Annotated in this window: 14 protein-coding genes and 2 pseudogenes; 14 read left to right on the top strand and 2 right to left on the bottom strand. The window is 63.6% G+C overall.

The annotated features are described in order from the left end of the window. Positions 1-435 precede the first annotated feature (435 nt). The 10 genes and pseudogenes from CKO40_RS24165 (at position 436) to CKO40_RS04070 (ending at position 6,230) form a co-directional block, all read left to right on the top strand. Positions 436-693, top strand: a complete 258-nt coding sequence (locus tag CKO40_RS24165; protein ID WP_242476805.1) for a hypothetical protein — start codon at positions 436-438, stop codon at positions 691-693. An 18-nt stretch (positions 694-711) separates the two neighbouring features. Beyond that, on the top strand, positions 712-966 hold the full coding sequence (locus tag CKO40_RS04110; protein WP_200344916.1) for a type II toxin-antitoxin system HicA family toxin: 255 nt from the start codon (positions 712-714) through the stop codon (positions 964-966). Continuing rightward, positions 966-1,178: a type II toxin-antitoxin system HicB family antitoxin gene (locus CKO40_RS04105; protein ID WP_200344915.1), complete on the top strand. Its 213-nt coding sequence runs from the start codon at positions 966-968 to the stop codon at positions 1,176-1,178. The genes CKO40_RS04110 and CKO40_RS04105 overlap by 1 nt, the downstream gene beginning before the upstream one ends. A gap of 41 nt (positions 1,179-1,219) precedes the next feature. After that, positions 1,220-2,458: a restriction endonuclease subunit S gene (locus CKO40_RS04100; RefSeq protein WP_200344914.1), complete on the top strand. Its 1,239-nt coding sequence runs from the start codon at positions 1,220-1,222 to the stop codon at positions 2,456-2,458. Continuing rightward, positions 2,455-2,892: a putative toxin-antitoxin system toxin component, PIN family gene (locus tag CKO40_RS04095; protein WP_200344913.1), complete on the top strand. Its 438-nt coding sequence runs from the start codon at positions 2,455-2,457 to the stop codon at positions 2,890-2,892. Before CKO40_RS04100 ends, CKO40_RS04095 begins: the two co-directional genes overlap by 4 nt. Beyond that, positions 2,889-3,119, top strand: a complete 231-nt coding sequence (locus CKO40_RS04090) for a ribbon-helix-helix domain-containing protein (RefSeq protein ID WP_200344912.1) — start codon at positions 2,889-2,891, stop codon at positions 3,117-3,119. Before CKO40_RS04095 ends, CKO40_RS04090 begins: the two co-directional genes overlap by 4 nt. A gap of 80 nt (positions 3,120-3,199) precedes the next feature. Further along, positions 3,200-3,535: a PDDEXK family nuclease gene (locus CKO40_RS04085; protein WP_200344911.1), complete on the top strand. Its 336-nt coding sequence runs from the start codon at positions 3,200-3,202 to the stop codon at positions 3,533-3,535. Positions 3,536-3,683: 148 nt separating this feature from the next. Beyond that, positions 3,684-4,220, top strand: a complete 537-nt coding sequence (locus CKO40_RS04080; protein WP_200344910.1) for a DUF4268 domain-containing protein — start codon at positions 3,684-3,686, stop codon at positions 4,218-4,220. A gap of 87 nt (positions 4,221-4,307) precedes the next feature. Continuing rightward, positions 4,308-6,023 (top strand): annotated as a pseudogene (locus CKO40_RS25260) (type I restriction endonuclease subunit R); the annotation flags it as partial. A gap of 21 nt (positions 6,024-6,044) precedes the next feature. After that, positions 6,045-6,230, top strand: coding sequence for a hypothetical protein (locus CKO40_RS04070; protein WP_200344909.1), 186 nt, complete (start codon positions 6,045-6,047; stop codon positions 6,228-6,230). Positions 6,231-6,543: 313 nt separating this feature from the next. On the opposite strand, the gene CKO40_RS04065 is transcribed toward CKO40_RS04070, so the two are convergent. Next, positions 6,544-6,771 carry a hypothetical protein gene (locus tag CKO40_RS04065; RefSeq protein WP_200344908.1) on the bottom strand — a complete coding sequence of 76 codons (228 nt, stop codon included), beginning with the start codon at positions 6,769-6,771 and terminating at the stop codon, positions 6,544-6,546. A gap of 107 nt (positions 6,772-6,878) precedes the next feature. Here CKO40_RS04065 and CKO40_RS04060 point away from each other — a divergent pair, with 107 nt between their 5' ends. The 3 genes from CKO40_RS04060 to CKO40_RS04050 are packed head-to-tail and all read left to right on the top strand — an operon-like array spanning position 6,879 to position 7,955. Continuing rightward, positions 6,879-7,262 carry an SRPBCC family protein gene (locus tag CKO40_RS04060; protein WP_200344907.1) on the top strand — a complete coding sequence of 128 codons (384 nt, stop codon included), beginning with the start codon at positions 6,879-6,881 and terminating at the stop codon, positions 7,260-7,262. 28 nt (positions 7,263-7,290) lie between these two features. Beyond that, positions 7,291-7,506: a hypothetical protein gene (locus tag CKO40_RS04055; RefSeq protein ID WP_200344906.1), complete on the top strand. Its 216-nt coding sequence runs from the start codon at positions 7,291-7,293 to the stop codon at positions 7,504-7,506. Continuing rightward, the gene (locus CKO40_RS04050; protein WP_200344905.1) at positions 7,485-7,955 is read left to right on the top strand and encodes a LexA family protein; all 471 of its coding nucleotides are present in this window, start codon (positions 7,485-7,487) and stop codon (positions 7,953-7,955) included. The genes CKO40_RS04055 and CKO40_RS04050 overlap by 22 nt, the downstream gene beginning before the upstream one ends. A 63-nt stretch (positions 7,956-8,018) precedes the next feature. Here the strand turns inward: CKO40_RS04050 and CKO40_RS04045 are convergent, their stop codons facing one another. Further along, positions 8,019-9,206, bottom strand: coding sequence for a 4Fe-4S dicluster domain-containing protein (locus CKO40_RS04045; RefSeq protein ID WP_200344904.1), 1,188 nt, complete (start codon positions 9,204-9,206; stop codon positions 8,019-8,021). 247 nt (positions 9,207-9,453) lie between these two features. Between CKO40_RS04045 and CKO40_RS24830 the strand changes: the two are divergent. Further along, positions 9,454-9,636 (top strand): annotated as a pseudogene (locus tag CKO40_RS24830) (YchJ family protein); the annotation flags it as partial. Positions 9,637-9,976: the final 340 nt, after the last annotated feature.

Below are 9,976 nucleotides of genomic sequence, written 5' to 3'. Positions count from 1 at the left end.
CTCGGTTCCGGTGGATGGCCAGTCCTTTCCGGTTCGGGACTTTCACCCGGCGGGTCACAATAAGAGGTTTCCGATCACTCAAATCATTTCGCGATCATCCCCCTCTTCCAGGCTTTGCCTGGCGCAAGGAAAGGCAGTTCCCGGAGGGCGAGAGGTTGGATGCCGTGATTGCCCATTGACCCGATATGAGGTCGAGACCGACAGTCGGCCCGTCGCGGGTCGAAGTGAGTATTGGAGGATTTGAGCATGTTGCAAACCATCGAAGTTGAGATCGACGCGAACGGCCAGGTCCATCCGGTCGAGCCACTCGACCGGTTGCCCCCCGGGTCGTGCCTTGTTGACACTCCTGACGCCGAGTGAGGACAACATCGAACCTGCTTTGCTTGCTGAGCCCGCCTTGGCGGAAGCCTGGCTCAAGTCACAGGAGGACGACGCATGGGCGCAATTGCAGCCGGACAAGTAGTCATTCTGCCGTTTCCGTTCTCGGATTTGACCGAGCGCAAGTATCGCCCCGCACTCGTGCTGGCCGTCGCGGGACGTGGTGATTGGATCGTCTGCGTGAGGCGCATGTCTGACCGTTCTGTGAAGCGATTCGCAGTGCTGCGGACGACGTTGGAGACGCAGTTGGCGGATGGGGAGAAATTGGGCGCGGTGATTCGAGAGAAATTGATTCGAGAGAAATTGGATGGGTGATCACTCTAGGGGTTGGCCGTGGGTAAACACGAAAAGCTACTGGAGAAAATCCTCCAAGGTCGATCAGACACGAATATCGGTTTTGATGAGCTGCGCAAGCTGTTGGAACGGCTGGGCTTTGAGCATCGCCAACGCGGCAGCCATCGGATTTTTCGTAAGGCCGGCGTCGAGGAAAAGATCAACCTGCAAGAAGATGCCGGCCACGCGAAGCCCTACCAAATGGGGCAGGTACGCGGTATTTTGTTGCGCTATCGCTTGACGGAGATTCGCTAATGTTCAAGTACGAAATGATCATTTTCTGGAGCGAAGAAGATCAAGCCTTTGTCGGCGAGATTCCCGAGTTACCCGGTTGCATGGCGCACGGCGATACCTATCAATCAGCGTTAGCGAATCTCATCGAGGCGGGGCAGTTGTGGATTGATACCGCCATTGAGTTTGGCGATCCTGTGCCTGAGCCGAAAGGGCGGCGGTTGGCATATGCGTGATCGGTTGGTGTTGAATCTAGTGATTTAGGAGAGGTTAAATAGTGTCGTCGCTGGTGGATGATTGGATAACGACAACCTTAGGCGACTTTGCTTCCTTGCAAAGAGGGCACGACTTGCCCGAGCCCGCACGTAATCCCGGGGATGTTCCCGCCATGGGTTCATTTGGCATAACCGGATCGCATTCGGTTTCATCAGCTCGTAGTCCGGGCGTTACCGTTGGCAGAAGTGGTGCGTCAATAGGAGTAGTCTCATATATTGATTGTGACTATTGGCCACTGAATACATGTTTATACGTTACTGATTTCCATGGAAACAATCCAAGCTTCGTATACAATTTTCTGAAGACTCTAGATCTGGCCAGTTTTAATTCGGGTAGCGCTCAACCATCACTTAATAGAAACGATATTTATCCAGTTGAAATTGATGTCCCGCAACGAACCGAGCAGGACGCAATCGCAACCCTACTTCGCGCCCTCGGCGACAAAATCGAACTCAACCGCCAGACCAACGAGACGCTGGAAGCCCTGGCGCGGGCGCTGTTCAAGGACTGGTTCGTGGACTTCGGCTCCACCCGTACCAAAGCCGAAGGCGGCGCGCCCTATCTCGCTCCGGAGCTTTGGGCGCTGTTCCCCGGCGCGCTGGATGATGAGGATAAGCCGGTGTGGTGGAGTTTATGCGAGATTGGCAAGCTTGCTGCCAGTGTACAGAACGGAGGAACGTCTGCCCGAAGAAACGAAAGTTTTTGGTTAGAAGGAACTGTAGATTGGTTTAAGACTGGAGAGTTATCAGATCAGTTTTTGATTGCTGCAGAAGAAAAAATCACCGAAGCCGGACTCAGGAAAATTGGAGGGAAACTATGGCCTGCGGGAACAATACTATTTGCGATTTATGCCAGTCCGACTGTTGGTAGGATGGGGATTTTGACAGCGCCTTCATCAGCTAATCAAGCGTGCTGTGCATTACAAGCAAAAGATGAAATTGGGGTTCCTTTTCTGTTTCAGGCACTGCGAGAAGCTCGTGGTGATTTGCAAAATATCGCCATAGGAGCAGCTCAACAAAATATCTCTCAGAAGCCACTATTAGCCTATAAATCAGTTTTTCCAGGTCTTGAGCTGAGTCTCACGTACTCGACAACTGCAGACCCGATATTCGCGAAGATGCAACATCTTCAAGAAGAATCCCGCACTCTCGCACAAACCCGCGATCTCCTCCTCCCCAAGCTGATGTCCGGCAAGATCCGCTTGCGCGACGCCGAGCGCGAGGTCGAGGCGGTGCTATGAGCGAGCGGGCAGCACGCGTCGTGATCGATACCAACGTCTTTCTCGGCGCGCTGCTCACCGATGGCGCGGCCAATGCCGTCATCGCCGCCTGCTTGCGCGGTCAGCTCTTGCCCTTGATGGGCTCGACCCTGCTGGCCGAATACGAGGACATCCTCAGCCGCGAGCCCCTGTTTGCCCGCGCGCGCCTCGATGCCAGCGAGCGCGAGGAATTGCTCGATATCTTTCTGTCCCACTGCGTGTGGACGCCGGTCTATTTCGGTTGGCGGCCCAATCTCGCCGATGAAGGCGACAACCATCTGGTGGAACTGGCAGTGGCCGGGCGTGCCCAGACCATCATCACCCGCAACCGTCACGACTTCGCGCGCATGGAGCTGCGCTTTCCCGCAGTGACCCTGCGCAGTCCCGAGGAATGCCTCCAGGAGCTGACCGTATGACTTCGCTCACCGTGACGCTACCCGACGACACCTACCGCCGCCTCAACGAGATCGCCCAAGGCCGCGGCCAAAGCATCGACGCCTTGATTGACGCCATGGCCAATCACCTGGTGGCCGAAGCCGACGCCGAGGCACGTTTTCGCGCCCGCGCCGCACGCGGACAAGGGCAGAGCGAACGTGGACTCGACTTGCTCAGCAAGGCCCTGGGCGATGCGGCGTCTGACTGAGGCCGAACGCCATCAGGCACCGCCCGTGTTGAGGTCAGCATAGGCCAGCGCGACACCCACAAGGCCACGGAGACCGTTGCATGAGTACACAGCAACTCGGGCGCCTTGAGAAGGTCGACCTGCGCGACTTCTGGCAATCGGAGTCCGGCGACTTCACGCCCTGGCTGGCGATCGAGGAGAACATCGAGCTGCTCAGCGAAGCCATCGGACTCGAGCTTGCCGTGGAGGCGCAAGAGAAGGACGTCGGCCCGTTCCGAGCGGACATCCTCTGCAAGGACACCGCCGATGGGCACTGGGTGCTGATCGAGAACCAGCTCGAACGTACCGACCACACCCACCTCGGCCAGCTGCTGACCTACGCCGCCGGACTGAACGCGGTCACCCATCATCTGGATCTCGGCCAAGTTCACCGATGAGCACCGCGCTGCGCTCGACTGGCTGAACGACATCACCGACGAGACCTTCAACTTCTTCGGCCTGGAAGTCGAGCTGTGGCGCATCGGCGATTCCCTGGCCGCGCCCAAGTTCAACGTCGTCTCCAAGCCCAACGATTGGGCGCGCTCGGTGACCGATGCGGCAAAGGGCATCGCCGAGGCCGCGATGAGCGCCACCAAACAGCTCCAGCTCGATTTCTGGACCGGGTTTGCTGAGCACATGAAGGCGGCCGAGTCGCCCGTGAAGACCATCAAGCCCTCGCCGCAGCATTGGATGTCGATGGGGATCGGGCGCACGGGCTTCGGCCTCGAGGCCATCTGCGCAAGCTACAGCAGCGAGATCCAGAGCTACGAACAAGGCGAGGTCCGCGCCGAGCTCAAGATCGCTGATACCCACGCGAAAGCCTATTTTCAGCTGCTCCACGCCGACCGGACAGCGATCGAGCAGGCGTTTGGCGAACCGCTCAACTGGTACAGCCAAGACGATGTGAAGGCCTGCCGAGTGTTCATCGCCAAGACCGCCGACATCCAAGACCGGGACCAGTGGCCCGCGTTGTTCGAGTGGCTACAGCTGCGGCTCGAGCGCCTGCGTGCCGTCTTCCGCGAACGGATCAAGGCCCTGGACGCCACCGATTGGCAGCCCGAGACAACCGCCGAAGAGCCATGACCTTCCTCACCGAAGCCGACATCGAACGACGAACAGCTCGACGAACTGCGGGCATGAGTCCGATTGGGCCGATGCTCGGAGCTGTTGGATTGCGCGGCGCTGGGCGCAATCTCGAGGCGGGGCTGTGACCGCGATCCTCTACGATGCGGGCGGATTTCCGCCCAGGGCTCAGGCAAGAGCCTGCTGATGGCCTTCTACGTCAGCCAACTGGTACGCCACCCGGCGATGGCCAACCCGACCATCGTCGTCATCACCGACCGCAACGACCTCGACGATCAGCTCTTCGCCACCTTCGCGATGTGCCGGGACCTGATCCGCCAGACCCCACAGCAGGCCGACAGCCGCGCCGATCTGCGCGCCGCCCTGCAGCGCGCCTCGGGCGGCGTGATCTTCACCACTATCCAAAGTTCGCGCCCGAGGCCACTCCCGAACCCGACCCCGATGGCAGCCAGGGCCAACTCGCGCCGCTCAGCGACCGGCGCAACATCGTCGTCATCGCCGACGAGGCCCACCGCAGCCAATACGGGCTCCAGGCCAAGGTCGACAGCAAGACCAGCGCCGTCGGCTACGGCTTCGCCAAGCACCTGCGCGATGCCCTTCCCAACGCCTCCTTCATCGGCTTCACCGGCACCCCGATCGAGGCCGAGGACGTCAACACCCCGGCGCTGTTCGGCCACTATATCGACATCTACGACATCAGCCGCGCGGTCGAGGACGGCGCCACGGTGCCGATCTTCTACGAGAGCCGCCTCGCGCGCATCGAACTGCCCGAGGAACAGAAGCCGGTCATCGACGCCGAGCTCGACGCGCTGACCGACGACGCCGACGACGACCAGGTCGAGGAGACCCTCAAGCGCAAATGGTCGCGCATCGAGGCCCTGGTCGGCGCTGAGGACCGTATCAACCGCGTCGCCGCCGATATCCTCGAGCACTTCGAGCGCCGCCTCGAGCCCCTCGACGGCAAGGCCATGATCGTCTGCATGAGCCGGCGCATCTGCTGCGCTCACCGCCGCCACTGACGACGCCCAGGCCATCCGCGACGAGGTCGGCTTCTTCCAGGCCATCCGCGCCGCGCTGGTCAAATCACAGAGCGGCGGCGGGCGCAGCAGCGCCGAGCGCGACGTCGCCGTCGCCCAGCTCATCGACCGCTCGGTCGTCTCCACCGAGATCGTCGACATCCTCGCCGCCGCCGGCGTCACCCGTCCCGACATCGCCATCCTCTCCGACGAGTTCCTCGCCGAGATCGCCCAGACCGAACAGAAGAACCTCGCCCTCGAGGCCCTGCGCAAACTGCTCAACGACCAAGTGCGCTCGCGCAGCCGCAGCAACGTCACCGAAAGCCGCCGCTTCTCCGAGCAACTCGAAGACGCCATCGCTCGCTATCACACCCACGCCATCAGCACCGTCGAGGTCCTGCAGGAGCTGATCGACCTGGCCAAGGACCTGCGCGCCGCCCAGGCCCGCGGCGAAGAAGAAGGACTCAGCCAGGACGAGCTCGCCTTCTACGACGCCCTCGCCGAGAACGAAAGCGCCGTCGAGGTCATGGGCCGCGACGAGCTCAATGTCATCGCCCACGAGCTGCTGGTCAAGCTCCAGGGCAACGTCACCGTCGACTGGGCGCACCGCGAAAGCGCCCGCGCCAAGATGCGCGTGCTGGTCAAACGCATCCTCAACAAGTACGGCTATCCGCCGGACCTGCAGGCCGCCGCCGTGCAGACGGTGTTGGCGCAGGCGGAGGTGTGGTCGGAACGGTTATGCGCACCGGCTGGTCGAGCACGAGCGCGTCGAGCCTCTAATGGTTGATGCCGTGGCGCGAAACTGCTGTTGGATACCCGTGTCTGGGGCGGGGCGGCGTCGATCCTGAAGGCCAGAGGCCATGACGTTTTTTGGATCGGTGACTCCGATGCGGACCCTGGCGCTGAGGCCATCATGGCGCGGGCGTTTCGCGAGGAACGGGTCATCGTCACCCTGGATACAGCCCAGTGCGTGCGGAGTCGCGCCCCGGACTGATCGCTTGCAGATCGAACCTTATCGTGCCCCAGAGCCGTCACCGCCAATATCACCGCAGCGATTGCGGCATACGCCTGCGGCTCATCCGGCGTCGTGCCAATGCCGGCCCGCGACCGGCGGCGTGCTCGCGGCCGAGAACGCGTCGGCCTGCGGCCCGGCAACGGTGATGTGTCGATCGCGCCGCCCGGGGAAATCGTCGTGACCTAGGAGGATGGGGATGCAGGGTGCCTGTTTCGGGGCGCGATAAACTGGCCGGTGCGCGACAGCGCGGCCAGTGCCGCGCGCTGGGGAGGTGCGCAGAGGGCGCCTGCGCTCAGAGCCCGATCAGCTCGGACCCGATGCCACGTTGGCGCAGGCTATGCAGAATGGTGCTCGGCTTGGTTGCCTCGGCATCGAAATCCACCACCATCAGATGCCGAGCGCGTTCATTGACACAGGCGCCGATCACGCCGGGATGCTCGCCGGTCTCGCGTAACAGGCCGGTGAGCGCTGCGTCGTCGAGGCTGTCATCGATATGGATCAGGACGTCGCTGGTATGCATAGGATCAGCTCCGGTGGGCGAATGGCTCCGACTTGACGCTGCGTCGGATACCCATCAGGTCTAGATCATGCGCGGCATCTTGCAACGGCACAATGCCAGGGGGAATCATGCACGTCGAAGCCCGCGACATCGCGGCCCCGGCCGCTGTGGTCTGGCGGCTGTTGATCGATACCCGCGAATGGCCCCACTGGGGGCCGAGCGTGCGCGCCGTCGACAGCCCACAGCGCCTCATCGGCCCGGGCCTGCGCGGGCGCGTACAGACCGCCGCCGGCCTCTGGCTGGCGTTCGAGATCACCGGCTGGGAGCCCGATCGCGCCTGGGCGTGGCGCGTCGGCGGCGTGCCGGCGACCGGCCACCGGGTCGACGCACTCGGGCCTGAGCGCTGTCGCGTCAGCTTCCTGATTCCCGGCTGGGCGCCGTTCTACCGGCCGGTCTGCCGGGCGGCGTTAAGGCGGATCAGCGACCGCGCCACGCATCCGCCACCCGGCTAGCGAGACCGCCGGCTGCTATCCTGCAACGATGGCTGCTTCCGACGATTCCGAGCCCCGTCCCACGATCCGCTACCCCCGCGCGCGCCTCTCGCCCGCGAAGGTCGCGCTGATGATCCTGACCATCCCGCGCACCGAGGTCGAGGCCGGCAACATCGCGCCCGTCGCCCAGCAGCTCGAGAGCGGACTCATCTTCTCACCCAGCGACGGGTTGCAGAGACGCCGATGCCTGAGTCGCACCTGCTGATCCAGCACCGCCGCGCGACCCGGCTCGATAGCGCCCCAGAACTGATCGACCCATGCACCGAGCCGATGGCTGCGCTGCCGCTGCTGGGCCGCGTCAGTGCCGGACAACCGCTCGAAGCGATCGAGGACCCAGACTGGGTGCAGGTGCCCGAGCGCCTGGCCGAGCGCGCGCAGTTCGCGCTGCGGGTGCGCGGCGACTCGATGACCGAGGATCAGATCGAGGACGGCGACCTGATCCTGATCGCCCCGCAAGCCAGCGCCGCCAACGGCGAGATCGTCGTCGCCCTGATCGACAATGAGGCTGCCACCCTCAAGCGCCTCTACCACGAAGGCGCCACGGTGCGCCTGCAGCCCGCCCATGCCGCGCTGCGGCCGCTGCGCGTTCCGGCCGAGGCCGTGCAGCTGATCGGCGTCGTCACCGCCGTCCTGCGCCAGACACGTGCGCGCTAGACCCGGCGCGAGCCGGCGCCACTGCCCAAGCGTCCCTTCGCCATCGCGCCCGAACACCACGATTCAGGGCCGACGGCGCAGGCGCCCCAGCCCCCGCTGCAGCCCCTCGGCGATGTATGGCATCAACCGCCCCTTGTCCCAGAGGATGCGCGCAAACAGCGCATTGCGATCCCGTGGCGGGCGCGGGCGCTTCGCGCGCGGTACCATGGCTAAGGCCGATTGCTCGCAGACCTGCAGGCAGGCACCGCAGCCAAGGCAGACCGCGGGGTCCACCACCGCCCAGCGCTGATCCCTCGGCAACGCCCGCGCACCAGCATCCAGCCCGATGCACTTGGCGTTGCAGGCGCGCAGACAGGCGCCGCAGTAGTCGCAGCGCTCGGGATCGATCTCGGCGACGAAGGGCGTCTTGGCGATGCCCTCGTTGAATCCCATCTGCACGCCGGCCAGCAGCTCGCAGCAGCAGCGACAGCAGTTGCACAGGAACGAGGGCTGCTCGCGGATGTTGTCGGTAATGTGGGTCAGTCCGAGCGCCCGCGCCCGGTCGAGGATCGCCAGCATGTCATCGGCACTGCGCGGTTCGGCCATCCCGCGCCGCACCAGGAAGCGCGCGCCCTCGCCAAGCACCATGCAGATGTCCTCGACCGGGGCGCCCTGCTGGCAGGTCTTGCCCTCGTGCGCCTTCTTGTGCCGGCAGAAGCACATCGTCACCGCATGGAAGTCGGCATCGCGAATGATCTGACGGGAATCCTCCCAGCGCGTGACGCGCGATTGCACCGGGATCTGGTCTTCGTAGACCAATGCCCGGGTCAACGGCCAGCGGCTGCCGAAGAACTCGCCGGCCTGGCCGTCCTTGCCCTGCTCGCGCAGGTACTCCGACATCAGCCGGGCCAGCTCGGCCTGGGGCAGATCGCCGCGGGCGCGCATGAAGCTGAACTCGAAGAACCCGATCAGCCCCGGCACCAGGAGGTAGTAGGTTTCGTCACCGACGGGCAGGTCCATCACCAGGCCCTTGTTCGCCATCGATTCCAGAATCCCGTCCAGCTCAGCCGGCGGCAGCCCGGTGCGCGCCGCCAGCTCGGTCTGCGTGGCCTCGGTCAGCGGAAACCGAGCCGCCACCTCGGCCTCGCGCGGATCGAACAGCAGGGCCAGAATCTGGCGCAGACGCGGACTATCGACGAGGCCTACCGGATAGCGGTTGAGCCGGTCGATCAGCGGCACCAGGGCCGACTTGTCATGTAGCAGATGTCCCATCTTGATCCGTCGCGCTTGAATCGGTTAGCACCCTGTCAATCAGGTCCTTGGGTTGGTCATGCGCTTGAGCTTCCCACTGCCGAGCCCAGACGGTCAATGAAGTGTTCGACCCGCAGCTGTTCAGCTGCCGGCGCTCAGGTTGAGCTTGTGCCGATCGGGCGTCTGCGCGAAGCTCCCAATCATCGCTGACTCGACGCCTGCCAAAACCGGTTCATGCGTCGCCACCAAGAGGGCCTGAGCCTTGTCGATGCCTTGCCCCTGCGGCTCTGGACACACCCTTGCCGACTGTTGCGAGCCGTTCCTGGCTGGCACTACAGTGCCACCAACCGCTGAGGCGCTAATGCGCTCGCGCTACACAGCCTTCACCCAAGGTGCCGTCGAGTATCTGCGCACCACCTGGCACTCCAGCACGCGACCCACCGAGATCGCATCAGACTACGTTTCATCTGTCGCACGGCTTGCTGCCTTTGCTCGTGACGAGTCGCCGTGCAGAGCACGCGCAACTGACGACGCAGCTGCACTTGTCGGGAGCGGTTGCCATTCAGCCGCTCACTCGCCAGCAGATCGCAGCCTACCGTTTTGCCGCTCGCTGGCTGTCGGCGCGCATCAGGCCGCAGAAGCGCCCCTCCCTGGAGGCTACGCCCTGACCCTCGCTGACGCTCGGCAGCGCTACGCGGACTCGGCTCCCGCCTCGCGGCTCCTGCACCGACAGCGCCGGCCTCCTGCCCGCGCTGGCCTACCGGCGAATCGCGACAGTGACGGTGTGCGGC

This window comes from Halochromatium glycolicum, from assembly GCF_016584085.1.
GTDB lineage: Bacteria > Pseudomonadota > Gammaproteobacteria > Chromatiales > Chromatiaceae > Lamprobacter > Lamprobacter glycolicus.
Note: the sequence above shows the minus strand (reverse complement) of the source record. Positions and strands in the feature narration are given on the sequence as shown.